The organism is Mesorhizobium sp. M0659 (assembly GCF_040320605.1).
Lineage (GTDB): Bacteria > Pseudomonadota > Alphaproteobacteria > Rhizobiales > Rhizobiaceae > Mesorhizobium.
Window position 1 is genome coordinate 54,773 of sequence record NZ_JAMYPY010000002.1, and the last position, 24,269, is coordinate 79,041.

Below are 24,269 nucleotides of genomic sequence, written 5' to 3' on the forward strand. Positions count from 1 at the left end.
TGGTGGGCGCCAGCGGGTGCTAGAGGCGCACCTGATCTGCCTGAGATTGAAGCGGCCGCGGAGTCAGTGTCACGGGCGCAGGAGGTTGCGTCTCCGGTGCGGCATTCACGGCTGCAGAAGGCCGTGCGCAATCGGGCTAGGGTGTGAAGGTACGCCGAAGACACCCAAAGCGATGCGCGCTAAGGCAAAAGACGCGACTGACGTGGAGTGCGCCAAGCATGAGGCCGAAGAATTTCATAACACTTTGCGATGTCGCTCATAGCTCAACGCTCTCTGTGTACCCTGCGCGAAAGATGCCAAGGGTACGAGATCAGCAACTTGTTCCATCAGCGCTGCATCATCGTGCTCAAGGGCACGGTCAAACACCGCGAAGCGTTCAATTGGCTCGTTGAGCGCAGCCTTCACGTCGGAAAACGCGACGTACTTTGCAGCAATCGAGTTATGATGCGGCGCGACAGCATCAATAAGCAAGATCGGCGCGGCGTCACGCCTTACAACCGCAAAATCAAAAACATGCTGCTTGCCGCTCTTGCCGCGCAAACTGAATCTCTCCTCCGTAGGCATATCCTTCGGGACTGTCTTCTCAAGAATACGGCCTATCCGCTCCTTGAGAGATGTTTCTGCGGCAGCCACAAACTTTGCTACAGCGGCATTCGCGGTCGCAGCGGAAGCGTTTGCTACAGCTAGGATAGCCGCCGTAAGCCATTCTTTGTCTGAAACACGAGCCACAAGGACATTGCCTCGCTCAGTCAGATTGAAGCGCGCCGCCTGCTCTTCCATGACGTTGGCAATCAGTCGAGGATCACGCCCGTGTGCCCACGCTGAGCGATATGCGTTGCCGGAATCGTGGACTTCGAAACCATCACGCTTCTTGCTGACAAAAACATCCACCGGCTCGAAAGAAGGATATAGGCAATGAGTGGGCACACGAATACCCTCCTCGGTCGCCTTGAGGATCTCGTAATCAGCTAGCAGACCGGCGATTTCGTCGCTCAGAGTCATGGCTTTTGTTCCAGGCGCATTGTCCGTTGTGCAGGCACATCGAATGATCTCTGATCATGGGACAATGTGAGGTTAACCCGGCCGCAAAAATCGGCAAGTACCTGCGGCAGCTTTCGTACTTGCACATTTATGGGGCGCCTATATGGCAAACCACCCCAGCCACTGTTCCTGACAGCGTCGACATTGTCGTACCACGCATGCTCATGAACACCGCACACCCTTGGTGGCAAGTTGAACTTCCCGGCGTCATGGGGATTTGGCTTACACTCATCTGGCTGCGCGACATCGACACGCCAGATGGGCTGCCCCCTAAAGATTAAACTCATCGACGGATATTCGGGAAAGCGAAAGCGGAAACGAAGATGCGCCCTGACGATCCCGATATCGTCCTCAATAGGCCATTTCGCTTCTTTGTCCCCTATCCTTGTGGAGTCGGTCCACTCCGGCGGGCCGCCCTGAAGCGATTTCGCACCAGCGAGAAAGTCATTGACCTGGTTCAGCTCGGTAGCTGACGGTTTGATGAACATGACGCACCGTAACGGTGGAATCTCTTTTGGAAACAGTCTCTTTCCAACTGTTCACAGAATTTTGGCGCGTCGAGTAATACTGCGAAGGATGCAGATGGGCAGTTGGCTTGCGCGTTCGAATACTAAATCGCCGCGCCGTATCGCTCCAGCGCTGTCACGTCTCCGCCGCCCCCACCAGCGACACCCCGTTCAACCCCGCCACGATATCCGAAAGCGCCGGCACAAACTTTTCGCCATGGCCTGTGGTGACTGCCGTGGCGAACCCATTGCGCACCGCCGCGCCGATCGGGTTGGCGATGCCGGCTGTTTGCGCGAAGGAGGCGAGGTAGGTCATGTCCTTCAGCGCATTGGCGATGGCGAAGCGCTGGGCGTTTTCGTTGCGGTTGAGGACGAAATCGAAGAAGGCCTGGTAGAAGCCGCAATCCATGCGGCTGCCGGAGATGACGCTGTTGAAGACCTGCGGCGTCAGCCCGGCCTTGGCGCCGAGGCTCAGCGCTTCCGAGTAGATCGCGGAATAGCCCATCGAGACGAAGTTGTTGAGCAGCTTCATGGTGTGGCCGCTGCCGGTCGGGCCGGTGTGGACGATTCGCGCAGCGAAGGCTTCGAGCACCGGCCGCGCGCGGGCGACAGTGTCGGCCGGACCGCCGACCATGACGTCGAGCTTGCCCTCGGTGGCTTCCTTGGGCGTGCGCGCCAGCGGCGCGTCGATCAGCGTCATGCCCTGCTCCGCGAGGTCGGCGGCAAGCGCCGTCGTCGATGACGGGTTGGAGGTCGAGCAGTCGATGATGAGCAGCGGCTTGGCGGCAGCAGCCAGCCCGTCCGGGCCCTTGACCAGCGCTTCGACCTCGCGCGAGCCGGTCACGCACAGGATGACGATGTCGCAGGCGGCGGCGAGCTCGCGCGGGCTTGCCGCCTCGCTGGCGCCGGCCGCGATCAGGCGGTCGGCGGCGGTGCGGCTGCGGTGCACATGCACGGTCAGCTGCCAGGCCTTGCGCAACAGATTGTCGGCCATGCCGGCGCCCATACTGCCCAGACCGATGAAGCCGATGCGTTCTTTCATGCAATCCTCCCATGGCTCGTGCCAGCGGGCCGAACTTTCGTCACCTTGCGGCGGGCACCCGTCGATGCAATTCTTTGAATAAGATTCGGCCTTCGAACAAGAATCGAAACGGAGTGCCACCGATGGCGGAGCCCATGACTTTCGACGCCATACCGCAGGCGCCCAACCTGCGGACGGGTCTGGTCAACACGCTGATCGCGCAGATCGAATCCGGTGACCTTGCGCCGGGGCAGCGGCTGCCGACCGAGCAGGAGATTGTTGCTGCCACAGGCGTCAGCCGCACCGTGGTGCGCGAGGCGCTGGCGGCGCTGCGTGCGCGCGGGCTGATTACCACGCGCCAGGGGCTCGGCGCCTTCGTCGCCAAGGATCCGCCGCCGAAGACGTTTTCCGTGCTGCCCGACGATCTCGAATCGATCGACGAGGTGCTGCGCGTGCTCGAACTGCGCATGGGCATCGAGGTCGAAGCGACAGGCCTCGCCGCCGAACGGCGCAGCGAGGCAGCGCTCCAGCAGATGAGCGCGCGGCTCGACGCGCTGGAGGCGGCGGTGCGCGCCGGCGGCTCCGGCTCGGAAGAGGATTTCGGCTTCCACCGCGCCATTCTGGCGGCGACGCAGAACCCGAATTTCACCCGGCTGTTCGACACGTTCGGCAGCGCCATGGTCCCGCGCCATTGGACGCGGCTCGACCGCATGACGGAGGCCGAGCGGGAAAAATATCTCGACCGCATGCAGCGCGAGCATCGCGCCATTCTCGGGGCAATCGAAGCCAGGGACGTCAACGCCGCGCGCCGCGCCATGCGCAGCCATCTGACCAAAAGCTATGCCCGCTTCGAGGATCTGCGCGACAAGGCTGTTCACGATTAGGAGCCGACCACGGTTGACGGACTGCTCATCCGGCGACCCCGCCGAGATAAAGTTCGCGCATCGACGACATGTTCCTCCCGGCCTCAAATCGTTGCAGTCTTACCCCGTTGTCATACAACCCTGTAATCTGGTAAATCCCAGGAAGAGGGATGTCAATCGCGTTGCCATGCGGTATGAGGCTCCCGAAATCAGAACCGTCATCAAAGCCGCAAGTCAGGAAGCAAAATGCAGTCACGGAAATTTGGCCGTACCGGCAGATCAGTCAGCGAGATCGGCTTCGGCGCCTGGGCGATCGGCGCCGCCTGGGGCGAGGTCAATGACGACGATGCGGTCGCCGCCCTGCATGCCGCGCTCGATGCCGGCGTCAGCTTCCTCGACACCGCCGACGTCTATGGCGACGGCCGTTCGGAAAAGCTGATCGCACGGGTGATGAAGGAACGCGGCGGCGGGCGCCCGTTCATCGCCACCAAGGCCGGACGGCGGCTGCCGAAGCAGACGGTCGAGGGCTACAGCGTCGAGAACCTCACCGGCTGGATCGACCGCAGCCTGAAATACCTCGAGACCGACACGCTCGACCTGGTGCAGCTGCATTGCCCGCCGACCGATCTCTACTATCATCCGGAGGTGTTCGAGCGTCTCGACAAGCTCACCGAGCAGGGCAAGATCCGCAATTACGGCGTCAGCGTCGAGCGTGTCGAAGAGGCGCTGAAGGCGATGCAATATCCCGGCGTCGTCAGCGTGCAGATCATCTTCAACGCCTTCCGCCAGCGCCCGGTCGAGCTGTTCTTCGACCAGGCGAAAAAGAACGACGTCGCCATCATCGCCCGCGTGCCGCTGGCCAGCGGCCTGCTGTCAGGCAAGTTCAAGGCGGACACCAAGTTCGAGACCACCGACCATCGCCTGTTCAACAGGAATGGCGAAGCCTTCGATGTCGGCGAGACATTTTCGGGCGTGCCCTATGACGTCGGGCTGGCGGCGGTCGAGAAGGTGCGGCCGCTGGTGTCAGGCGACACCACGATGGCGAAATTCGCGCTGCGCTGGATCCTGATGTTCAACGCGGTGACGGTTGTCATCCCCGGCGCCCGCAATCCGGCGCAGGCGGTTTCCAATGCGGAAGCGGCTGAGCTTGCGCCGTTATCCTCCGAGTTGATGGCCAAGGTGAAGGCGGTCTACGATGAGAACATCAAGCCCTACGTGCATCAGCGCTGGTGAGCCAGCGCCTGCCGCCCTCGACCGGCTGACTGACCAGAGGCCAGCCGGGCCAATTGCGCGCGTCTGTCAAGCCGTGCAGCGGATTCTATGATCCATCGGTCATTTAATCGGCCGCGCCGCTTGTTATTGTGCAGTGCAGCAACGATATTGCTGCGTGTGCGTTGTGTGCACGAGTTTGCCCATTCCGGCGCGCAAGGATACCAATTTGCGAGACATATCCGATACGATCGCCCGGCTGAGCGCGATGCGCCGCCGGCCAGCCGGTGCAGGACAGAGCAAGGACGACCACCTGTCCGAGATGACAGGGTTCGGGTCCAATCCCGGCGCCTTGCGTGCGCGGCTTTATCTTCCTGAAAACCTGCCGAAGCAGGCGGCGCTGGTCGTGGTGCTGCATGGCTGTACCCAGACTGCCGCCGAGTACGATCATGGCTCCGGCTGGACCGAACTTGCCGACGAGCAGGGTTTTGCCGTGCTTTTCCCCGAGCAGCAGCGCGCCAACAACGCCAATCTTTGCTTCAACTGGTTCGTGCCGGGCGATATAAGCCGCGACAGCGGCGAGGCGCTGTCCATCCGCCAGATGATCGAGGCGGCGGTGGTCACCCACGGTCTCGACCGCAAGCGGATATTCGTCACCGGTCTTTCCGCCGGCGGCGCCATGGCGGCGGTGATGCTGGCGACCTACCCGGACGTGTTTGCCGGCGGCGCGATCATTGCCGGGCTTGCCTATGGCAGCGCCTCGACCATCCCCGAAGCCTTCGACCGCATGCGTGGCCATGGCGGCCCATCCAGAGCCGACCTGCAGCGTCTTTTGCGGGAGGCCTCGCCGCACAAGGGGCCGTGGCCGAGGATTTCGGTCTGGCAGGGCTCGGCCGACACGACCGTGGTGCCTTCCAATGCCGACGCGGTGCTGGCGCAATGGCAGGGCGTGCACGGCCTCGCTCAAGCGCCGACACACACGGAAAAGGTCGACGGTCAGAGCCGAAAAGTCTGGTCCGATGGCAAAGGCCGCGACGTGGTCGAGGCATACAGCATTGCCGGCATGGGCCATGGCACGCCATTGCAGGCGAGCGGCGACAATGCTCTCGGCAAAGCAGGGCCGTTCATGCTGGATGTCGGGATTTCCTCGACGCGCCACATCGCCCGTTTCTGGGGGTTGACGAAGCCAGAGGTACGACGCACGGCGAAAGCCGAGGCCGCTTCAGGCACTGCATTGCAGCCTTTCTCGCCGAAGGAAAAACCGCGAGCCGTCCGTGTCGCTCCGACCCCGGAGCCTGTCAATCCGCCAGGCGGTCCGGCGGGCGGGATTGCCAAGGTCATCGAGGACGCGCTGCGGGCAGCGGGATTGATGCGCTGAGGCTGAGGCTCGCCCGGCCCAAAGGACAAGGGCAAGCGCCAGCATCATTATCGCAGCAGGCCTTCGTCCTCGAACGCATCCCAGCCCTTCAGTCCGGGCGCCGGGCCGTCCGTGTTCCGGGCGTTCCTCGTAGTGCGCGCCTGGCCGGTGCCCTTTCCCGCGCGCGTCAGCGCGGCCTTGCCCGCGCCGCGCCGCCTGTTCTCGGCGACCTCCTGGACATCCTGCTCTCTCCAGACGGTTGCCAAATCGCGGTCCAGGACGTCCTCGATGTGGTGCGGGTCGAAAACGTGGAAGGTGACAGACTTTGATCGCCCACGCATCTTGACGGTGCGTGTTCCGGTGCTTTGCAGCCGACCGTCCTTGAGCCATTTGTGGCGCTCGCGCGAAGAGATCGTAAGGATATCCTCGACCTCGCGTGGAAGCACAGGCAGCGCTTCCACTCCCTCCAGTGTTTTGGAGATACTGGCAGAGGCGGCCTTGAACGCTTCCGCTTCGGATCTCGACATTCGCAATGCGATGCGGCCCGTCTCGGCCTTGACGTGCTTCCTGACTGCCCATGGCAGCCGGGCTCTGACTTCACGTTCGATCCCCTTGGAGCGCACGGCGGACCCGAGTGTCGCTGACGGCGACAACGGCCATTCGGCAATCAGTTGCGGGGACGGGCTCATGCTTTCCTGGGGCAGGGTTCGTTGGTTCGACGTTAACACGGCGAGAGCCGGTCAAGCCAAGGCAACAGCGAAAAGGGGCAGGTCCGATGAGAACCCGCCCCTTATGGCCGAATCTGAACGTCGCTTTCAGTGCGCCGACAGCACCTTCGGCCCCGCCGCCGTACGGCGACGGGGCTCGATGATCAGAGTGGGCTGGCGTTGCGCGTTCTGTCGCGCTCGGCCTCGATGTCGGTGTAGGGGTCGGCATTGGCATCGAAGCCAGTCCAGCCCCCGGCTTCATAGGCGCGTCGGCGGTCTTGCAGATCGACCGAGTTGGATTCGCCAAGAATACGCTCTGCCTCGTCGGCGAGTTCGTCGCTGACCCTGGCGGTCACCATCGTGCCACCGCGGCGAACGCCCTCCGCATAGACATGCGCATCCCTTTCGGGGACGCCTGACTCGGTCAGCGCCCCGACGATGCCACCGGCAGCGCCACCGACGACCGCGCCGCCAACGGCGCCGACCGCGGTGGCAGCCAGCCATCCTGCGGCCACGACAGGACCGACGCCAGGAATGGCCATGATGCCGAGCCCTGTCAGAAGCCCTCCGGCGCCGCCAATGACGGCTCCGAGACCGGCGCCCCCGGCTGCATCCTCGGCGGCGTTGGAAGTGTCGCCGTCGTCGTACCAGTCGTCCGAATTGTTGGCGACGATGCTGATGTCGGCCTGCGGCACGCCGATTGCCTCCAGTTCGCCGACGGCATCGGAGGCATCATCGTAGTTGTCGAAAAGTCCGGTTACGGTTTTCATGGTCTTGATCTCCTCGATCTGGTTCAGAGGTTCAGTTGGCGCCGGCAACGACGTTGCCCTGATAATCGAGCGCCACGGTCGTGGTCTTGCCATCCTTGGTGGCCTGACCGCGCCAGATGCCCTGGTCGTCTTTGGTCAGCTTGGACACGCCGGAGAAGCCGGCATCCTGAATGCGGCTCTTCGCCTGATCCTCGGTGAAGCTGTTGGCACCCGGGACCGGGGCGGCCGAATTGGTGGTGTCGGTCGTGCTCACGGCCGGGGTGGTGGAGCTGGTGGTCGACGATGCATTGTCGGCGGAAGCGATCTTCTCGACCATTTCCTGATGCATTTTGAGCGTCGGCAAGGTCTCGGAAGCGAAGGTCTTCAGCTGCGCGTTGTCGCCGTCCTTGGCATAGCTCTCGAACAGCGTGACCGCCTCCGAATGCGCATCGCGCTGCATCTGGACATAGGGCTTGTCGACGGCATCGTTGGCATTCTGCAGAGCCTCCAGATCGGCCTTGTGCTTGGCGTCCAGCTCCGTCGGCACTTTCAGCTTCTGTTCGCCGGCGATGGTCGCAAGCTTGGCGTTGGCGGCGCCGTGATCGTCGATCATCTTCTTGGCGAAATCCTTGACGCCTTGATCCTGGGCCTTGCCTTCTGCGATCTTGCTGGAGTCCACCTCGAACAGGCCGCCGATGGCAGCCTTGTCGACAAAGTCCTGAGCACTGTCGGCGGCGAAGGCGGGCAGGGCGAAGACCATGGCTGTGGCGGTGGCCAGCGAAGCTAGAAGAACACGTGTTTTCATGGACAGAGATCCTCGTTGGGGCACACATCGTGCTGTGAGCCTAACCAGTGCGGCCAAGCTTTGTTCCGCCGCCCAAGCGTTATAACCGGGAGGGTCGATGCCGCGATGATGGCCCCTCATCTTCGGCTTTTGCGCCTTTGCGATGTCGACGCGTGGCGCGGACGGCGACCCGCTCGATGGGGCGCCTTGCAAGTCCATCGCAAAGGGAAACGAGGCCTTCGCCGCCCGCAAATGAACACCGCCCGCGGTGGCCTATCGAGGTTCAGCGATCGTTGCGTTCGAGGCGGCGCGCAACCTCTGTTTGTGCGACCTGCAGCAGCGTGTCTATTTCGAACATCGCCGCCGCATGGCCGCCGTCGCGAATGACACGGCGGGCGCGGTGGAGCAGGTCGGAGACCGTCCGCAGCGTTTCAGCATGGCTCGATCGATTCGACAAATGCGTGCCCTCCATCAGCCACAACCGTTGGATCGGGAGAGTGTTCCCAAAGTTGGCGGCCGGCCGGGTGAATGACTGTGAGCGCAGGCAGCGGAACCATCCTTGTCCGTTGGCCGTTCCCCCTGCCTCAACGAAAGGAACAGCCATGGCCGACAACGACACCCCGAAGGACACCCCGAAGGACACCGCGAAGGACACCCCCAAGGACACCCCGAAGATTTCCGCCCGAGAGGCCCAGGAGGCCCTGGAGAAGCAGGTCGCATCGCTGAAGCGCGAGATCAGCAAGATCAACCGGACGCTTGCCGAGCGCGCAGAAGATGCCGTTGGCGAAGCCGGCGGCTGGTATGGCAGCGCGACCGAGCGCGCGGCACGGGCAACGCAGCAGCTGAGATCGCAGGCGCAGACGGTGTCCGAAGCCGTCCAGCAAAATCCCGGCACCATCAGCAGCGCTTTCGTGCTTGGTGGCATTGCCGGGTTGTTGATCGGCATGCTGCTCGGGCAAAGCCACGAACGCGACCGAAGCTGGTTCTAGCGGCGCATCTTATGACTATTGCGCCCGCCGGCTTTGCTGGCGGGCTTTGTATAGACGCCAGATCACGTGGCTTTGAGTGAAAAACTCCCCGCTCGGGTAAACGGGATTTGTGGTCGGCGCCGCCCGCGCGGCGCCCTCGACAGGTGAGTTGAGTTTCCCTGCCGCGGTCGTATGTTGTTGACCGTAGTGGAGGATCACAAATGCCCATTCGACGCAAAGCCACCGAGGCCGGCGTTTTGCAGCCATCCGAACTCGAGCTGTTGGGCCGTGTATTCGAGCAGCTTAAGCGCGACGGTCAGTCGCCCGAAGCACGCGACGCCATCGCATCCCGAATTATCGCGAACTATATGGCCGGCGTGGTCGACGAAGCCGAGCTCGTCAGTCTTTCGAGGCAACCGCTGGGCCGGTAGTGCGCTTTCCATTCCGGGTTCAGAAGAGTTTCAGGTCGTCAAATCAGAGGGATAAGGCAATGCCGGCTGACCCACCGATAGAGCGACGGTCGCTTATCCGTGATCTCGTTCTGAAGGAAGCGACAATCCGCGTTGGCGACGCCAGTATCAATTGTCTGGTTTGTAACCAGCACGCCCATGGCGCGGAGCTACGGGTGAAGGCCGATATCGCAATCCCCGACCGTTTCGTGCTTCACGTGCCGGTCGATCATACCAGCTATCGCGCCGTGGTGCGGTGGAGACGGAACGAGCGACTTGGGGTGCAGCTTGATTCGGGAAGGCAGGCCTAGATGGCGGTAGCCGGGACGGATCACCCACCTGTTCAAGTGCAGGGTTGATGGGACAAGGCAGGGCTCGTTTGCGGCACGAACGCTTCTTCCATGCTGCTTGCGATTTGCAATCAGTTGCTATAGCGTCTGACTGCTTGCAAATTACAAGCGGTTAATCCGTGAACCGACTATGTGAAGGCGCTGCTTATGGCCAAACTTATCTTGGGAATGAACGTTTCCATCGATGGCTATGTCGATGACCTTGCCGGAAATCTGGTCATGGGCGCACCAAGCCAGAAGCACTTCGAGTACTGGATCGAGACGATACGCAACCATGCCGGCGCTGTGTATGGCCGCCGGATGTACGAGGTCATGCGCTATTGGGACGATGATCACGCGGAATGGGACGCTCCGCTTCGCCAGTTCGCGACACTCTGGCGCAAGCTGCCCAAATGGGTCGTTTCGCGCACACTTTCACGGGTCGGCCCGAACGCCACGCTCATCTCCGGCAATATTGAAACGCAGATTCGCGAGATCGCGGCCGGCACGGAGGGTATCCTGAGCGTTTCCGGTCCGGAACTGGCCGGTCTTATGACCGGGCTGGGCCTGATCGAGGAATATCACCTGCACGTGAGGCCGTTCGTGCTCGGCAAGGGCAAGCCTTTCTTCCACGAGGCAAGGCCTCCGCTGCAACTGGTGTCGAGCACATTGATCGATGACGATACGGTTCATATGATCTATGTGCCGCGAGGCTGAACGATAAGGCGCTTCAGCGCCAACATGCGAACCAACACGTACGTTCGCAGTGGGCCTGGTCCCGGCCTTCGCACCGAGGTCTCACATGTCAGCTTGCGTGCTGGGTACCCAAGCAGCAGAGGGTCTGCTGTCGTCCGAAAATCTGCCGGTCAGCAATGCGCCCCATGCCGGTCAAAGAGGCCTTGCCGCCGTTCCTCCATAAGCAGACAATGCAGACCTACAAGGACATCGCTTTTACGCCCGAAGCGCCGCTTCGGTTGGTCCTTCAGTGACCTGGCGGCCCAAGGGCGTCGTCCTCCACCGCCCGCCCTCGTCCGCAACTCACCGTTGCCAGCGGCTCTGCTCCTGGCCTTCCCGCGATGACCGAGCGGGTAGTGAAACATCATGGTCAAGCCTGAAAAGCAAGGTCCAACCTAGCCGCCTTTCCAGGCCTGCGTCATCATCGTCCAGCAGTTCAGGATCCTGCGTGCGCCAGCCGGGTCCGTCGGGTCGGCCGGCCGCACAGTTTTTTTCATCCCGCTGGAACATTGGCGAAGGAATGCAGTTGGGGTCGCTGCCGCGTGGTGCCTGTGGGCGATTGGTGGCAACACCTGATCGGCCGCCGCTCCTTTACGAGGCGGCTTAGCGTGTGAGCCAATCCTGCAGCAAAGGCCTTGGGATTGGAACGACCAACAGGAGGCAGTCATGAAGCACCAGACACTCGATCAACTCCAGTCAGTCGCGGACATCAGTCCACTATCGCCGGCTCTGCTGGCTACAAGGACGCAACGGATAGAGCGGTGGGCGGAACTGCTCTATCGAAATCCGACGCGCTCCCTTGTGGCTCTCACCGGGACTGAGCATCTGCATCCCTCTGTCCGCGGAGAAGCGCGCGCGGTCGGATCGGCGATCAGTGTCGCCTTTGACGATCCACTGCTGCGTGCATCGGGCATGCAATCGGATACCTACGGGGAAGCCAGACGCTTCTTCGAACTCTCGGATTGGCAGTTGCATGAGATCGTCTGCAGTTGCCACACCGGCGCCACCATGCAGGCTGGCTGGGCCGCCGGGCGTGTCCGCAGGGTTCTCAATGGGAGCAAAATATTGGCTTGGCTGAGAAAAGGATTCATGCCGCACTGAGACACAGCGCTTGCGCCTGAAGAAGCATGCAGGCTCCAGCAGAGATTGCGTCGGCTCCGCGAAGGCATGGCTGACCTCAATGGAGTAGGCCGGCCGAGTTGCTTGCGACTTCAGAAATGACGTTCACCATTGCTTAGTGGACCTCGTCAGGGTGATCGGCAATTTCGTGAATAGCGAGTACCAGCGCCAGTTTCGACCAACCGGTCGGCAGCGCCCTCGTGACCAAGCGGGGTTACTTATCCTCGGTGCGTCACATGTGCGCTTCGTCAGCGGTATAGCCTGCCAATCCCTCCACAGCCGTTTTGACGCTGCGAAAAGCTCGAGGCGTGAGGGGGCAATTTAACCCAGGAATCCCGAAAACGGCACTTCCGCTTTCGGCCCCGAAATTGAAATCCGAGGCACCCCGCCATCACCCCGGAAAGATCGTAAACCCGCCATCGACGCGGAGCACCTGCCCATTGATAAATCGTGCGCGGGGGCCGGCTAGAAAGGCCACCGCCTCGGCGATCTCCTCCGGCTCGGCATAGCGGTTCAGCGACTTCTTGCTCGAATCCATGCGCTCCGGATCGACCGTGCGGGTCGCCTGGAAGCGTGCCGTCTTCGTGGCGCCTGGGCTGACCGCGTTGATGCGCACGCCGTCGTCGATCAGTTCCTTGGCGAGACAGCGCGTGTAATGCACGACCGCGGCCTTCAAGGTGGAGTAAACGACCTCGGGCGAGCAGCCGAGATGTGCCGCCGCGGAGGCGATGTTGATGACGGAGCCGCCGCCGCGCTGCTTCATCGGCGGCACGAAGGCCTGGCAGACCAGCATCGTGCCGATCATATTGTTCTCGGTGAGCACGCGGATGTCGTCCAGTTCGATGTCGAGGGCGTTGTTCGGGTTCGGCTTGCCGCCCTTGGCGCCGATGTCGCCGCCAGCGCAATTGACCAGCACATGGACGTCGCCGAGATCGGCCTCGATCCTGCGCTTCATCTCGGCCACCGCCTTCTGGTCGCCAATGTTGCCGGTCACCGACGTGACCTTCGTGCCGTGCCGCTTCAGGCGCTCGACCACTTCGCCGAGATTGGCGAACTCGCCGTATTTGGCCGGCGCCGTTTCGTCCATGTCGTGGATCGCGACATTGGCGCCGAGTTCGGCCAGGCGCTCGGCCATCACGCGGCCGAGGCCGCGGCCGGAGCCGGTTACGAAGGCGGTCAATCCATCGAGTTCACGTGCCGTCATCAGATCTTCTCCATCAAACCAAATTTGCGCATGTTGGCGGCGCTGCGCCGGATCATGTCGAGCTCATAGGAAACCAGTGAGACGTCGGCTTCGCGCTCCCAAGGCGTGCGGTAGTCGGCATCGTCGGGCAGCCGGTTGCGCTGCGCGGCCGCCAGGCAGGCGGCAAATTCGCGTGCCGTCTTCTGCGGATAGCCGCGCCACCAGTCGTCGCTGAGATAGCGGACATGCCGGGCCTCCAAGGCGCCCGGTTCGAGAACGGCGGTCATGCGATCGTGGTGTTGGCCAAGAATGGCGAACAGCTCGGCAAACGGCACCGCACCGTCGCCGATGGCGCAGCGGATCAGCCGGTAACCTTCGGTCGTGAACTGCACGCGGTAATCCTTGAGGTGGACATGGCGGACACAGGGGGCGATCACCTTCGTGAAATCGAGCGGCGCTTCGCCGACCGGGAACGTGTTGCCGGTGTCGAAGGTGACGCCCACACTGTCACCACCGAGGGCGCAGAAATCGACGAGTTCCCGGCTGGTAAAGTCCTGGTGGTTTTCGATCGCAAGGACATACCCTTCGGCATTCGCGCGGGGACCCCATTCCACCAATCGCTCTCGAATGATGCCGACGTACTCGCTCCATTTTTCGCCGGCCGCGTTGCGGTCGCCGCAGAGAACCGGCGTCAGCGCCGTCCGGATGATTTTGGCGTTGAGCAGGCGCGCGGCCCGAAACGCATCGTCGAGCGGTTCGCCCACCAGCAGGCCGCCGCTGACGACCGGCGCGATGCGAAGGCCGGCGAGCCGTTCGCGCAGCGCGATCACCGCGTCGTCGGAAAGCTCGGTCAGCCATGGCACCCAGATCTCCAGCACGCGCGCGCCGAGATCGGTCGCGAGCGCGATGAAACCTTCGAGCCCCGCAGGTCTAGGATTGGCGCGTGGCGTGCCGCGGCCCTGGAGGCCGAGATGATAGGTCAGGCCGTAGGGGTTCAGGCCGACCTCGAGCATGAAGCGGTCCTTTGAGTCAGGTGTGGTCATCGCAGGCCGGCGTCCACGGTGATCGACTGCTTGGTGATCATGCGGCTGTCGTCGGCGGCGAGGAACAGTACCGTGCGCGCGATCTCCTCGCCGAGCAGAATCTTGCGGATCACCTGGCGCTGCACGACCTGATCGACCGAACCTTGGGTCTTGTACCAAAGCTCCCGCTGCCGGTCGGTGATGACGGCGCCCGGCTCGATGGCGTTGACGCGGATGTTGTCGGGGCCAAACGCCCGCGCCAGCGCGAAGGTCAGCCCGACCACCGCAGCCTTGGCCGCCGCATAGGGCGCCATCTCTGACGCGCCGAAACGCCAGGCGATCGAGGAAAAATTGACGATCGAACCAAAGCCCACTTCCTTCATGTGCGGATGCACGGCCTGGGCGGCAAAGAAGTGGTGCCTGAGGTTCACATCCTGGGCATGGTCCCATGTCGCCTGGGTCACGTCGGCGACCGGCTGGCGATTGTCATCGGCGGCGTTGTTGACCAGCACTGCGACAGGCCCGAGGCGGTCGCGCACCGTGCCGATCGCGGCCTGGAGGGCGGGGATATCGGTCACATCGCAGCGCAGGAACAGGGGCGCGTGCGCTGCCGCGGCGGCGAGGTCGCGGGCAAGCTGCTCGCCGGCCTCCTGCTGCAGATCAAGAAACGCCACTCGTGCGCCATTGGCGGCGAAGGCGCGGACCGTGTCGGCGCCGATGCCCGACGCACCGCCGGTGATCAGCACGACACGCTCGGACAGGCTCGGATAGGTGACGAAGGACAAGGCGGAACTCTTTTCAGATCAAGCTTCGGTCAGATCGGGTCAGATCAGGCGTTGGGTCGTCGGGTCGAACAGGCACGCCCGCGCCATGTCGATGCCGAGCGTCACCGTCTCGCCCATAAGCGGCGTGCCGTCGGGGTCGAAACGGCCGGTGATCTCCTTGCCGCCCAGGCGCAGGACGGCCATGGTCTCCGCGCCTGTCGGCTCGACGAGCTCGACCACTGCATTGATCTGCGCGATGCCCGGCTTGCGGCGCGCAAGGTCGGGATCGAAGCGGTAGATATGCTCGGGACGGATGCCGAGCACGAGCTGTCGCGGCGTGTCGGATGGGAGCGCCTGGACCATCGGCAGGCTGGCCGTCTTGCCGTCGGCGGTCTGCAACACAACAGTGGCGCGACCGCCTTCCTGGCTCAGTTCGGCGGCCAAAAAATTCATCGCCGGCGACCCCATGAAGCCGGCGACGAACATGTTGGCCGGACGGTTGTAGATCGTGGCGGGATCGTCGAATTGCTGGACCTCGCCCTGGTGCATCACGGCGATGCGCGATGCCAGCGTCATCGCCTCGACCTGGTCGTGGGTGACGTAGACCGTGGTCTTGCCGACGCGGTGATGCAGCTTCTTGATTTCGGTGCGCATGTCGACGCGCAGCTTGGCATCGAGATTGGAGAGCGGCTCGTCGAACAGGAACAGTTTGGGATCGCGCACCAGCGCCCGGCCCATGGCGACGCGCTGGCGCTGGCCTCCCGAAAGCTGTCCGGGCTTGCGCCCTAGCAGCGGTTCGATCTGCAGGAAGGCAGCAACTCGGCTGACGGCCTCGTCCTGCTGCGGCTTCGGGACGCGGCGGCTTTCCATGCCGAAGGTGATGTTCTCGCGCACCGTCATCGTCGGGTACAGGGCATAGGACTGGAACACCATGGCGATGTCGCGGTCCTTCGGCGCCACCGAATTGACCAGCCGCCCGTCGATGCGGATCTCGCCGGAGGTAACGGATTCGAGCCCGGCGATCATCGCCAGCAGAGTGGACTTGCCGCAGCCGGACGGTCCGACCAGCGCGATGAACTCGCCGTTCCGCGCTTCGAGATCGATGCCCTTCAGCACCTCGACCGCGCCGAAGTTCTTGCGCAGCGATCGGATGATCAATGTCGACATGCAATGCCCTTCACTTGATCGCGCCTCATTTGATGGCACCTTGCGTCAGGCCGCGCACAAAATACTTGCCGCCGAAGAGATAGATCAGCAGCGGCGGCAGCGCGCCGATCAGCACGGCGGCGCTCATGACATCGTAGGCGCGCACATTGGTGCCGCTTGCCGTCAGCGCGACGAGCGCTGCCGTGATCGGCTGTTGCTGCCCGGAGGTGAAGACGACGCCGAACAGATATTCGTTCCAGATGCCGGTGAACTGCCAGATCACCGTGACGATCAGGATCGGTGAGGAGAGCGGCAGAATGATCTTGCGGAAGATGCGCCAGAAGCCGGCGCCGTCGATGCGCGCCGCCTTGATCAGGTCGTCGGGGATGCTGACGTAGTAGTTGCGGCAAAACAAAGTGGTGAACGAAATGCCCTGGATGACGTGGATGAGGACGAGCCCGTAGACCGAATTGCTGAGGCCGAGATTGCCGAGGATGAACGCCCACGGCATCAACGAAATCTGGCCCGGAATGAAGACGCCGAGCAGCATGCAGGTGAACAAAGCTTCCGAACCTCTGAAGCGCCATTTCGACAGGATGTAACCGTTCATCGCGCCGACCGCCGTCGAGATGATCGTGGCCGGGATCGTCATCTTCAGGGAGTTGTAGAAGTTGCGCTGCATGCCCTCGCAGGTGCCGCCGATGCAATAGGTGCTCCAGGCCTGGCCCCAGGCATCGAGGCGGAAGCTGCGCGGCAGCGAGATCAACCCGTTGCGCGCGATCTCCTGCTGGTCGCGGAATGAATTCAGCACCACCACCAGCAACGGGACCAGGTAGATCGCCGCGAAGACGACCAGCAGCCCATAGATGGCGAAGCGGGTGAGAAAATGCCGGCGCGACGCGACTGCGGCAGCGCGACGGTCGAGCGACTGGTCCAGGGAGACGTCAGCCATGGCCGGCTTCCTTGCGCCGGCGCCAGACCACCCAGAATGAATAGGGCACCAGCACCACGGCAACAGCGGCAAGCATCATGATGGCGGCGGCCGCACCTTCGCCGATCTGGCCGCGTTGGAACATCAGGTCATAGACGTAGATGGCGGGGAAGGTGGTCGAGATCCCCGGGCCGCCTTTGGTCAGGGCCGCCACGAGGTCGAAGGTCTTGATGGCGAACTGGATCTGGATGACGGCGACCGCCAGGAAGATCGGCGCAATGGTTGGCAGAAGCACCTTGCGATAGATGCGGAATGTCGATGCGCCGTCGATCTGCGCGGCCTTGACGAGGTCCTGATCCACCGAGCGCAGGCCGGCCAGGAACAGCGCCATGGCAAAGCCCGAGGCCTGCCAGACGCCGGTGATGATCACCGCGTAGATCGCATAGTGCCGGTCGCTGGCCAGTGCGAAACTGAAGCTCGTCCAGCCGAAACCGCGCACCATGGCCTGGATGCCGTCGGTCGGATTGTAGAGCCAGCTCCAGACCGTGCCGGTGACGATGAAGGAGACGGCCAGCGGATAGAGGAAGATCGTGCGCCATGCCGCTTCGCCGCGCACGCGCTGGTCGATCAGGATCGCCAGCAGCAGTCCCACCGCCATCGAGCCGACGATGTAGAAAGCGCTGAAGAAAAACAGGTTGTTGTAGGCGATGTTCCAGCGCCGGTTCGCCCACAGCGACGCGTAGTTGTCCAGGCCGACGAAGCCGTAGGTCGGCAGCAGCGAGGAGTTGGACAGCGAGATATAGAGCGTCCAGCCGGTGAACACGAAGACGTAGACGAAGCTCGCCACGAGTGAGGGGCCGAGCACGAGCAAGGGCATCGCGGAGCCCAGCCGCTCGCGCCAGGGGCGGGCGGGCGTCGGTACCGACAGGATCAGGTCTTGATTTGACATTCAGAGTACAGCATTGGCAGAGCACGGGACTGAAAGGGAGGACGGCCGGGCGGATAGGCATCGCGCCCGGCCATTCCCGTCTATTTCTGTGCTTCCGCCGCGTCGGCCATCGCATTGGCGCCATCCTCGGGCGACATGTCCGGTGTCGCCACGAACTCGGTAATGGAGTCCATGATCGCGCCGCGCATCTTCTGCGGGATGGTCATGTTGTGCGCCATCGAGCGGACCAGCGTGCCGTCCTTGATCGAAGCCTGCAGATCCTTCTGCGAGAGCTGCTGGCACGGATTGAAGCCCTTCGACAGATCGATATCCAGGCGTGCGGGGATCGAGCCCTTGGCCTGGTTGAAGACCGTCTGGAAGTCGGGCGACAGGATCAGGCTGGCCAGCAGCTTCTGGCCGTCGATGTAATCCTGGTCCTTCTGCTTGAAGAACACGACCGAGTCCGAGTTGAGGATGAAGCCGGGTTTGCCCCAATCGGTCGGCGCCTGGGCGCAGACATAGTCGGTGCCTTCCTTGAAGCCGGCGGCGGTCAAAAGGCCGATCGTCCAGTCGCCCATGATGTGGAACGCCGCGTCGCCCTTGCCGACCAGCGCCGACATCGAATCCCAGTCGCGGCCGACCATGCCCGGATCCATGTATTTGCTCGTCATCAGGCGCATCTGCGTGAAGGCCTTGACCATTCCCGGGCTGCGCATGGACTCGACATCGCCTTCCACAAAGGCCTTACGGTAGACATCGATGTCCTGGCCGTAGAGCACGACCTCGAACACCGTCGAATCCGTCCAGTCGGCGGTCGAATGCGAGATGCAGATCTTGCCTGTGGCGACGATCTTGTCGCAGGCCGCATTGAACTCGGCCCAGGTCTTCGGCATTTCCGCTACGCCGGCCGCCTGCATGACCTTGGGCGAGGCCCAGAGCCAGTTGATGCGGTGGATGTTCATGGGCGCGGCGACCCATTTGCCGGTCGGCTTCATCACCGGAAGCAATTCCGGCGCCACCACTTTCTCCCACCCTTCCGAGGCCGCCAACTCGTCGAGATCGGCGGTCATGCCGGTCTCGTTCCATTCGGCGATCTCAGGGCCCTTGAGCTGCACGGCAGGCGGGGCATTGCCGGCGATCACGTCGGCGCGCAGCTTGGCCAGCGTATTGGCGGTGTGGCCGGCGATCGAGGTCTGTTCCCATTTGCCGCCCTTGGCGGTGAACATCTCGCCGAGCTTGGCGATCGCCTGGGCGTCCGATCCGGTCGCCCACTGGTGCAAAAGGTTCGTCTTGGGTTCGGCGAAGGCTGCCCCGGCGAAAAATGTGCACGCAGCAGCGGCCGCAAGCGCGGTCATGACGGACTTCATCGTTTCACTCCCATATCGTGTTGCACGGTTCGTCTCGACCGCTTATGGCCGCGGTTTGAAGCCGCCGCCGGCGAGATGCGTCAATCTCGAGTTCTTTCCAAGATGACATATTGGAGCTATCAGTCAACGATGTTTATGTTGAGTCATGACAAAACCTTCGCTTAGAACCTGGCTGATCGACAGACCCTCCGCGTCGCCGGAGAGCATGATCGTGCGCTGCCTGAGCGAGCGCGGCGCACTCTCCGCGTTGCAGATCGCACGCGCCACCGGTCTGGCGCGCTCGACGGTGTCAACCGCGCTTAACGGCTTGAAAAGGTCTGGAATGGTGATCGAAGCCCCGACCAGCCGCGACGGCATCAGAGGCATCGGCAGGCCAGCCGCGGCGGTGACGCTCAATCCGACAGCGGGCACCTGCGTCGGCATTCACCTGGCTCTTCAGCAGATACGGCTCATCGTCGCCGATGTCTCGCATTCCGTCATTGCCGAACAAAATATTCCAATGGGGCTGGACTACCAGCCGCAACAGGCGGCCCAGGCGGTCAAATCGGCGATTGCCCAATCCTACAGGGAAAATGGTCTGCCGATGGCGGGGCTCCTGGGGGTTGGTGTCTCCGTCTCCGGCCCTGTCAGCCGCGATGGAGTGGTGCTGCGCGCAAGCATGGTTCCAACATGGGCCGGCGTCAACATACGAGATGTGTTCGGACCCGTCCTGGAACAGCCGATCTTCGCCGACAACGAGAGCAACTGCGCGGCCATTGCCGAGCTGATGTGGGGTGCGGCCGTCGGCCAGGACGATTTCGTGCTGTTCAAGATCGATCTGGGTGTCGGCGGCGCCATTGTCCAGCATGGCCGGCTGGTGACGGGCATCGCCGGCGGCGCCGGCGAATTCGGCCACATCAGCATCGATCCCGGCGGCGACCTTTGCCGCTGCGGCAATCGCGGATGCCTGGAGCTCTACGCGAGTTTTACCCGGCCGCTGGAACAGATTTCGCGTGTCGTTGGGCGGCAAGTCACCATGGACGATGTCATCGCCATGGCCGAGCAGGGCGACGTCAGGGCGTTGCGGATGATCGAGGATACCGCCGAGATCGCCGGCCGGGGTCTCGGCCTGATCGGCTCGGTGCTCAATCCGCCGCTCATCATCATCGGCGGCCACATGGCTTTGGCAGGGGACATTCTGTTGACGCCGCTGATCGCGTCCTATGAACGCCATACGCTGATCAAGTCCCGCGATGTCGCTCCCGCCCTGCGCACGCGCATCATCGTTGGCAAGCACACCGAGAACGATGCTTTGCTGGGCGCGGTCGGCCTCGTTTTGAGACACCAGACGAAGGAACTGTCGCTGGGGTGATCGTCAGGACCTGCCTGTGCTTGTTCAAGTCAATTGCATGTGTCCGCAGCCTTGAGCGCTTCGGCGCGGGACGATTTGGGCAAATCCGCGATCCGCCGGACAGAAGCGTAAAACCTTGGATAGTCGCCCGAACACAGGTCGAACAAGCGAAGAAAGGCCGGAACCTGTTCACCGTAGACAGAAGTTGCGGCGAGCTTTGCGTTGTTGATCGGGGCAGCGAACCAGGCGTCGTATCCCCGGTATCCCGCCCAGTGCTTGTCGCGCATCTGCCGGTAGCGCGCCCGCATCCTCTCGATCGCGGCTTTCTTTGCAGTCGCCATCTGCTCCGGGGTACGGGGACTACCATAGACCTGCCTTAGCTCGTCGCGCGTCTTCGCCACCAGCCCGAGAAAATCGGCGCTGCGTTTGCGATCGGCTTCGTAGCGGCGCAATCCGGCCCGGTCGCCGGCCGCGCGCAGCCATTTCCTGACGCCGCTGGTTTCGACGGCAACGGCGAATGCCTCGTTGAATGCGGAATCGCCATCCACATAAAGCCGCTGATGCGCCAGTTCATGAAAAACAAGGCTTGCGAGATAGGTGTCGTCCTGACGCAGCATGGTGCTCAGCAGCGGGTCACTCGACCAGCCAAGCGTGGAATAGGCGGTGACGCCCGAGACATAGACGTCGAGGCCTTGTCTTTGAAGCTCGACAGCGCTTTCAGCCGCGGATTTCCGGGAGAAATAACCCCGGTATGGAACGCAGCCGAAGACCGGAAAGCACCATGTCCGTGGCGCGAGCGAGAATTGCGGCGCGGCAAAAACGGCCCAGGTCACGGCATCGCGATGGATGTCGACATAGCTGCGGTAGCTGCTGTTCTCGGGCAATGCCAGTTCATCCGTCGCAAACCGTCTTATCGCGCTGGCCGACGCCAATTTCGCGCGCAATGCCTCGGGCGTCGAAGGGTCAAGGATGAGTTTCCCGACATTCCTGCGCGCGGCCATGATCTGCGCGTGACCCTGCAACGACTGCGCGTAGTAGGAAATGCTCGTGCAGCCGGTCGCCCCGGACGCCATGATCGCCGCGGCAAGCATCCGAAGAACGCGCTTCACTGTTTGCCCACCCTTGCCCATCTCCCCATGCAGCAAACGTCCTGGTCCACCTCAAACAGGAGGCACCGGTTTCCGTCAAGAGCTGCAGGGGCAGGGGGCGACACCGACCTGGGCAGGGCAATGCGGGCATTCGCCTAGGATTGACGAAAGTCCACCGCAGGGCGGAGCGGGCGAGATACGGACCGTCCGTTGGGACGCCGTTCCCCCAAGCTGCCGCGCGCTACTGGTCCGAAAACTTCACGCTCACGCCGCGCTGGCGAAAATAAGCCTGCATCAACTTACGGCCCGAGCGGTTGTTCTGCGCCAATTTGGCCGGATCGAACACCGCCTGTTTTGCGCCCTCTCGCGTCAGCGCAGCCTTGAGCGTCGCGATATGGGCGTCGATGTCGGCATTGTCCGCCCGCAGCGAGGCATAGATACTTTCGGTCGCTTCGGCCACAGTCGGTTCGCTCACAGATGTCGTCCTTTGGTTGGTTGGGCGGCGGCTTTACCACAGATTTGCGGCTCCGACGATATCGACCGAACCGTCAGAGCACAGCGCCCAGGGCGCAAAACCGCAAAACGTATGTATTCGGCCCTGCTAAACATTGCCCGGCAGGCGAATGGGTCTAACTATCGCTAGGAAACGGGGGGAATCAGGTGGCTGCCAATCGTCGAAACGACATCTCATCGTCCGAGCGAGGGCTAGGACGGATTCTTGCGGCAGGCAATGCCCATCCGCGAACAGCTCTGCCTACCGTCGCAACCATCGTCACGACGGTAGCTGCGCTGTATTTCGGTCGTGAGGTGTTCCTTCCCATTGCCATCGCGCTGCTTTTGACCTTTGCGCTGGTGCCGATGGTCTCCGCACTGAAGCGTGTCGGCTTGCCTCGGCTGCCCGCAGTGCTTCTGAGCGTGATTGGCGCATTCGCGGCCCTGGGCCTGTTCAGCTTCATTGTTGCGACCCAGGTAAGCGAGCTTGCTCAGAACATTTCCGTCTACCAGACAAACATTCTGACCAAGGTGCGTTCCCTCAAGGAGACGGGGGTTGGTGGCGGCATAATTGCCAGGCTGAGCGGGGTGATCGAGCGTGTCGGTCAGGAGATCGACAAGCAGGATGTGGCGCCGCCTGCGGCCGACAAGCCCCGGCGTGAGCCCGTACCGGTCGAGATCGTCGCCCGCGAGAGACCTCTGGAGGTATTGCAGAACATCATCGGACCGTTGATCAGCCCGCTGGCTTCAGCTGGCCTGATCATCATCGTCGTCATCTTCATGTTGCTTGAGCGCGAGGATCTGCGTGACCGGTTTATCCGCCTCGTCGGCTATGGCGACCTCCATCGCACAACGCAGGCATTGCAGGATGCCGGCAAACGGGTTGGCCGCTATCTGATCATGCAATTGGTGGTCAACATCGTCTACGCGATACCAATCGCGATTGGCCTTTGGGTGCTCGGCATTCCCAACGCGCTGCTGTGGGGATTGCTGGCACTGGCGCTGCGCTTCGTTCCCTATATCGGCCCTGTTATCGGCATGCTGCTGCCCTTGTTTCTGGCCTTGGCGGTTGCGCCCGGCTGGTCGCTGGTGCTGTGGACCGCCGCACTGTTTGTCGTCATGGAATTGGTAACCGGCAACGTCATCGAACCGTGGCTCTATGGCTCGCGCACGGGACTTTCTCCTTTGGCAATCATCGTTGCGGCAATTTTCTGGACATGGTTGTGGGGGCCGCTCGGCCTGGTCCTTTCGACGCCGCTGACAGTTTGCCTCGTCGTCCTCGGGCGACATGTTCCGCAGTTCGAATTTCTCGACGTCCTGTTTGGCAACGAGCCCGTCCTTGAAGCTCACGCCCGGCTCTATCAACGGCTCCTGGCCGGTGATCCGGACGAGGCAACTGACCATGCCGAGGAGATCCTCGAGGAGAAGTACCTGATCGATTTCTACGGCACGGTCGCCATTCCTGCTCTCCTGTTGGGCGAGCAGGACCGCATGCGTGGCGTGATGGGCGATCAAGAGCGAAGGCAGGTGGCGGCGAGCGCCCAAATTCTTGTGGCAAATCTTGCCGACGATGCACAGGAAGAGGCAAGCGAGGAAGATGCGCCGACAACCACCGCCGAAGGGACCGCGAGCAAGGAAACAGATGGCATCGAAGAGGAAGAGATCGAACTGCCCGACGGCAAGGACATGTCGGTGCTTTGTGCCGGCGGTCGCGGCGAACTCGACGATGCCGCTGCCGCCATGCTCGCTCAGGTGCTGGAGGTGCAAGGTGCTACGGTGGCGAAGGCCAGTTTTGTCGATATTGAGCCGGCAGGTATTCGTCGTCTCGAACTAGAGGCGATCGACACCGTCGTGGTCGGTTTCCTGAACCGGGATTCGCTCAAGCATGCCCGCTTTCTGGTCCGGAGACTGAAGCGCGCCAAGGCAGGTTTGAGAATTGGGATTGTGTTCTGGTCAGACGCGGAGCAGGGCGATGTCGGGCAAGAAGGGCAAGCTTTGGCCGCCGGCATCAGCGCCGATTTCGTAGCCCACGGCATGGTCAACGCTGTGCTTGGCGCACTTTCTCCAGCGCCGGCCGTTCCCCTCAAAGTCGTTTCGAAACGCCGCGATCGACGCCGTCCGGCCCCTCGAAAACGGATCCCGGCCCAGGCAACGGCCGCAACAGCCTAGCCGCACCGCCAT

Annotated in this window: 25 protein-coding genes; 9 read left to right on the top strand and 16 right to left on the bottom strand. The window is 62.6% G+C overall.

The features are described from left to right. Nucleotides 1-234 precede the first annotated feature (234 nt). The 3 genes from NKI31_RS03430 to NKI31_RS03440 form a co-directional block, all read right to left on the bottom strand. Nucleotides 235-1,002, bottom strand: coding sequence for a DUF1829 domain-containing protein (locus NKI31_RS03430; protein ID WP_023698607.1), 768 nt, complete (start codon nt 1,000-1,002; stop codon nt 235-237). Next, nucleotides 999-1,529: a hypothetical protein gene (locus NKI31_RS03435; RefSeq protein WP_023713329.1), complete on the bottom strand. Its 531-nt coding sequence runs from the start codon at nt 1,527-1,529 to the stop codon at nt 999-1,001. Before NKI31_RS03435 ends, NKI31_RS03430 begins: the two co-directional genes overlap by 4 nt. A gap of 154 nt (nt 1,530-1,683) precedes the next feature. After that, a complete protein-coding gene (locus NKI31_RS03440; RefSeq protein ID WP_352650438.1) occupies nt 1,684-2,709 on the bottom strand; it encodes an NAD(P)-dependent oxidoreductase in 1,026 nt (341 codons plus the stop codon). 2 nt (nt 2,710-2,711) lie between these two features. Here NKI31_RS03440 and NKI31_RS03445 point away from each other — a divergent pair, with 2 nt between their 5' ends. From NKI31_RS03445 to NKI31_RS03455, 3 genes are all read left to right on the top strand, one after another. After that, the gene (locus NKI31_RS03445; RefSeq protein WP_023704152.1) at nt 2,712-3,452 is read left to right on the top strand and encodes a FadR/GntR family transcriptional regulator; all 741 of its coding nucleotides are present in this window, start codon (nt 2,712-2,714) and stop codon (nt 3,450-3,452) included. A 225-nt stretch (nt 3,453-3,677) separates the two neighbouring features. Next, nucleotides 3,678-4,664: an aldo/keto reductase gene (locus NKI31_RS03450; protein WP_352650441.1), complete on the top strand. Its 987-nt coding sequence runs from the start codon at nt 3,678-3,680 to the stop codon at nt 4,662-4,664. 205 nt (nt 4,665-4,869) lie between these two features. After that, nucleotides 4,870-6,018, top strand: a complete 1,149-nt coding sequence (locus tag NKI31_RS03455; protein WP_352650443.1) for an extracellular catalytic domain type 1 short-chain-length polyhydroxyalkanoate depolymerase — start codon at nt 4,870-4,872, stop codon at nt 6,016-6,018. Between the two features lie 47 nt (nt 6,019-6,065). Here the strand turns inward: NKI31_RS03455 and NKI31_RS03460 are convergent, their stop codons facing one another. The 4 genes from NKI31_RS03460 to NKI31_RS03475 all read right to left on the bottom strand — a co-directional run bounded on the left by NKI31_RS03460 (nt 6,066) and on the right by NKI31_RS03475 (nt 8,709). Continuing rightward, complete coding sequence (locus tag NKI31_RS03460) at nt 6,066-6,686, bottom strand: hypothetical protein (RefSeq protein WP_352650723.1); 621 nt, start codon at nt 6,684-6,686, stop codon at nt 6,066-6,068. A 182-nt stretch (nt 6,687-6,868) separates the two neighbouring features. Next, nucleotides 6,869-7,474, bottom strand: a complete 606-nt coding sequence (locus NKI31_RS03465; RefSeq protein ID WP_023704148.1) for a general stress protein — start codon at nt 7,472-7,474, stop codon at nt 6,869-6,871. A 31-nt stretch (nt 7,475-7,505) separates the two neighbouring features. After that, the gene (locus NKI31_RS03470) at nt 7,506-8,258 is read right to left on the bottom strand and encodes a DUF4142 domain-containing protein (RefSeq protein ID WP_023733543.1); all 753 of its coding nucleotides are present in this window, start codon (nt 8,256-8,258) and stop codon (nt 7,506-7,508) included. 262 nt (nt 8,259-8,520) lie between these two features. Then, a complete protein-coding gene (locus tag NKI31_RS03475; protein ID WP_023671089.1) occupies nt 8,521-8,709 on the bottom strand; it encodes a hypothetical protein in 189 nt (62 codons plus the stop codon). A 130-nt stretch (nt 8,710-8,839) separates the two neighbouring features. On the opposite strand from NKI31_RS03475, the gene NKI31_RS03480 reads away from it, so the two are divergent. The 4 genes from NKI31_RS03480 (at nt 8,840) to NKI31_RS03495 (ending at nt 11,819) form a co-directional block, all read left to right on the top strand. Beyond that, nucleotides 8,840-9,226, top strand: coding sequence for a hypothetical protein (locus tag NKI31_RS03480; RefSeq protein ID WP_352650446.1), 387 nt, complete (start codon nt 8,840-8,842; stop codon nt 9,224-9,226). Between the two features lie 200 nt (nt 9,227-9,426). Further along, entirely contained in the window at nt 9,427-9,636 is a 210-nt protein-coding gene (locus NKI31_RS03485; RefSeq protein WP_023671091.1) for a hypothetical protein, read from the top strand. Nucleotides 9,637-10,151: 515 nt separating this feature from the next. Continuing rightward, nucleotides 10,152-10,700, top strand: a complete 549-nt coding sequence (locus tag NKI31_RS03490; RefSeq protein WP_352650725.1) for a dihydrofolate reductase family protein — start codon at nt 10,152-10,154, stop codon at nt 10,698-10,700. Nucleotides 10,701-11,384: 684 nt separating this feature from the next. Continuing rightward, complete coding sequence (locus tag NKI31_RS03495) at nt 11,385-11,819, top strand: hypothetical protein (protein WP_023671095.1); 435 nt, start codon at nt 11,385-11,387, stop codon at nt 11,817-11,819. A 409-nt stretch (nt 11,820-12,228) separates the two neighbouring features. Here the strand turns inward: NKI31_RS03495 and NKI31_RS03500 are convergent, their stop codons facing one another. From NKI31_RS03500 to NKI31_RS03530, 7 genes are all read right to left on the bottom strand, one after another. Beyond that, nucleotides 12,229-13,041, bottom strand: coding sequence for an SDR family NAD(P)-dependent oxidoreductase (locus NKI31_RS03500; RefSeq protein WP_352650448.1), 813 nt, complete (start codon nt 13,039-13,041; stop codon nt 12,229-12,231). Then, nucleotides 13,041-14,033 carry a sugar phosphate isomerase/epimerase family protein gene (locus NKI31_RS03505; protein WP_352650450.1) on the bottom strand — a complete coding sequence of 331 codons (993 nt, stop codon included), beginning with the start codon at nt 14,031-14,033 and terminating at the stop codon, nt 13,041-13,043. Before NKI31_RS03505 ends, NKI31_RS03500 begins: the two co-directional genes overlap by 1 nt. Nucleotides 14,034-14,059: 26 nt before the next feature. Next, entirely contained in the window at nt 14,060-14,827 is a 768-nt protein-coding gene (locus NKI31_RS03510) for an SDR family NAD(P)-dependent oxidoreductase (RefSeq protein ID WP_352650452.1), read from the bottom strand. Between the two features lie 39 nt (nt 14,828-14,866). Then, nucleotides 14,867-15,973, bottom strand: a complete 1,107-nt coding sequence (locus NKI31_RS03515) for an ABC transporter ATP-binding protein (RefSeq protein WP_352650454.1) — start codon at nt 15,971-15,973, stop codon at nt 14,867-14,869. A gap of 25 nt (nt 15,974-15,998) precedes the next feature. Further along, nucleotides 15,999-16,904 carry a carbohydrate ABC transporter permease gene (locus NKI31_RS03520; protein ID WP_023671100.1) on the bottom strand — a complete coding sequence of 302 codons (906 nt, stop codon included), beginning with the start codon at nt 16,902-16,904 and terminating at the stop codon, nt 15,999-16,001. Further along, nucleotides 16,897-17,832: a carbohydrate ABC transporter permease gene (locus tag NKI31_RS03525; RefSeq protein WP_023831735.1), complete on the bottom strand. Its 936-nt coding sequence runs from the start codon at nt 17,830-17,832 to the stop codon at nt 16,897-16,899. The genes NKI31_RS03520 and NKI31_RS03525 overlap by 8 nt, the downstream gene beginning before the upstream one ends. Nucleotides 17,833-17,912: 80 nt before the next feature. Further along, nucleotides 17,913-19,178: an ABC transporter substrate-binding protein gene (locus NKI31_RS03530; RefSeq protein WP_352650456.1), complete on the bottom strand. Its 1,266-nt coding sequence runs from the start codon at nt 19,176-19,178 to the stop codon at nt 17,913-17,915. Nucleotides 19,179-19,323: 145 nt separating this feature from the next. Here NKI31_RS03530 and NKI31_RS03535 point away from each other — a divergent pair, with 145 nt between their 5' ends. Further along, nucleotides 19,324-20,529 (top strand): ROK family transcriptional regulator, encoded by a 1,206-nt coding sequence (locus NKI31_RS03535; protein ID WP_352650458.1) that lies wholly within the window; start codon nt 19,324-19,326, stop codon nt 20,527-20,529. Nucleotides 20,530-20,558: 29 nt separating this feature from the next. On the opposite strand, the gene NKI31_RS03540 is transcribed toward NKI31_RS03535, so the two are convergent. Beyond that, entirely contained in the window at nt 20,559-21,638 is a 1,080-nt protein-coding gene (locus tag NKI31_RS03540; protein ID WP_352650460.1) for an aminopeptidase, read from the bottom strand. Between the two features lie 199 nt (nt 21,639-21,837). Further along, a complete protein-coding gene (locus NKI31_RS03545; RefSeq protein WP_023686482.1) occupies nt 21,838-22,071 on the bottom strand; it encodes a hypothetical protein in 234 nt (77 codons plus the stop codon). A gap of 185 nt (nt 22,072-22,256) precedes the next feature. Here NKI31_RS03545 and NKI31_RS03550 point away from each other — a divergent pair, with 185 nt between their 5' ends. Then, the gene (locus NKI31_RS03550; protein WP_352650463.1) at nt 22,257-24,257 is read left to right on the top strand and encodes an AI-2E family transporter; all 2,001 of its coding nucleotides are present in this window, start codon (nt 22,257-22,259) and stop codon (nt 24,255-24,257) included. Nucleotides 24,258-24,269 lie beyond the last annotated feature (12 nt).

Excerpts from the sequence above, each read along its gene's own strand:
- NKI31_RS03430 (WP_023698607.1), bottom strand. The coding sequence starts at position 1,002 with ATGACTCTGAGCGACGAAATCGCCGGTCTGCTAGCTGATTACGAGATC.
- NKI31_RS03435 (WP_023713329.1), bottom strand. The coding sequence starts at position 1,529 with ATGTTCATCAAACCGTCAGCTACCGAGCTGAACCAGGTCAATGACTTT.
- NKI31_RS03445 (WP_023704152.1), top strand. The coding sequence starts at position 2,712 with ATGGCGGAGCCCATGACTTTCGACGCCATACCGCAGGCGCCCAACCTG.
- NKI31_RS03450 (WP_352650441.1), top strand. The coding sequence starts at position 3,678 with ATGCAGTCACGGAAATTTGGCCGTACCGGCAGATCAGTCAGCGAGATC.
- NKI31_RS03460 (WP_352650723.1), bottom strand. The coding sequence starts at position 6,686 with ATGAGCCCGTCCCCGCAACTGATTGCCGAATGGCCGTTGTCGCCGTCA.
- NKI31_RS03465 (WP_023704148.1), bottom strand. The coding sequence starts at position 7,474 with ATGAAAACCGTAACCGGACTTTTCGACAACTACGATGATGCCTCCGAT.
- NKI31_RS03470 (WP_023733543.1), bottom strand. The coding sequence starts at position 8,258 with ATGAAAACACGTGTTCTTCTAGCTTCGCTGGCCACCGCCACAGCCATG.
- NKI31_RS03475 (WP_023671089.1), bottom strand. The coding sequence starts at position 8,709 with ATGGAGGGCACGCATTTGTCGAATCGATCGAGCCATGCTGAAACGCTG.
- NKI31_RS03480 (WP_352650446.1), top strand. The coding sequence starts at position 8,840 with ATGGCCGACAACGACACCCCGAAGGACACCCCGAAGGACACCGCGAAG.
- NKI31_RS03485 (WP_023671091.1), top strand. The coding sequence starts at position 9,427 with ATGCCCATTCGACGCAAAGCCACCGAGGCCGGCGTTTTGCAGCCATCC.
- NKI31_RS03490 (WP_352650725.1), top strand. The coding sequence starts at position 10,152 with ATGGCCAAACTTATCTTGGGAATGAACGTTTCCATCGATGGCTATGTC.
- NKI31_RS03495 (WP_023671095.1), top strand. The coding sequence starts at position 11,385 with ATGAAGCACCAGACACTCGATCAACTCCAGTCAGTCGCGGACATCAGT.
- NKI31_RS03500 (WP_352650448.1), bottom strand. The coding sequence starts at position 13,041 with ATGACGGCACGTGAACTCGATGGATTGACCGCCTTCGTAACCGGCTCC.
- NKI31_RS03505 (WP_352650450.1), bottom strand. The coding sequence starts at position 14,033 with ATGCTCGAGGTCGGCCTGAACCCCTACGGCCTGACCTATCATCTCGGC.
- NKI31_RS03515 (WP_352650454.1), bottom strand. The coding sequence starts at position 15,973 with ATGTCGACATTGATCATCCGATCGCTGCGCAAGAACTTCGGCGCGGTC.
- NKI31_RS03520 (WP_023671100.1), bottom strand. The coding sequence starts at position 16,904 with ATGGCTGACGTCTCCCTGGACCAGTCGCTCGACCGTCGCGCTGCCGCA.
- NKI31_RS03525 (WP_023831735.1), bottom strand. The coding sequence starts at position 17,832 with ATGTCAAATCAAGACCTGATCCTGTCGGTACCGACGCCCGCCCGCCCC.
- NKI31_RS03530 (WP_352650456.1), bottom strand. The coding sequence starts at position 19,178 with ATGAAGTCCGTCATGACCGCGCTTGCGGCCGCTGCTGCGTGCACATTT.
- NKI31_RS03535 (WP_352650458.1), top strand. The coding sequence starts at position 19,324 with ATGACAAAACCTTCGCTTAGAACCTGGCTGATCGACAGACCCTCCGCG.
- NKI31_RS03540 (WP_352650460.1), bottom strand. The coding sequence starts at position 21,638 with ATGGGCAAGGGTGGGCAAACAGTGAAGCGCGTTCTTCGGATGCTTGCC.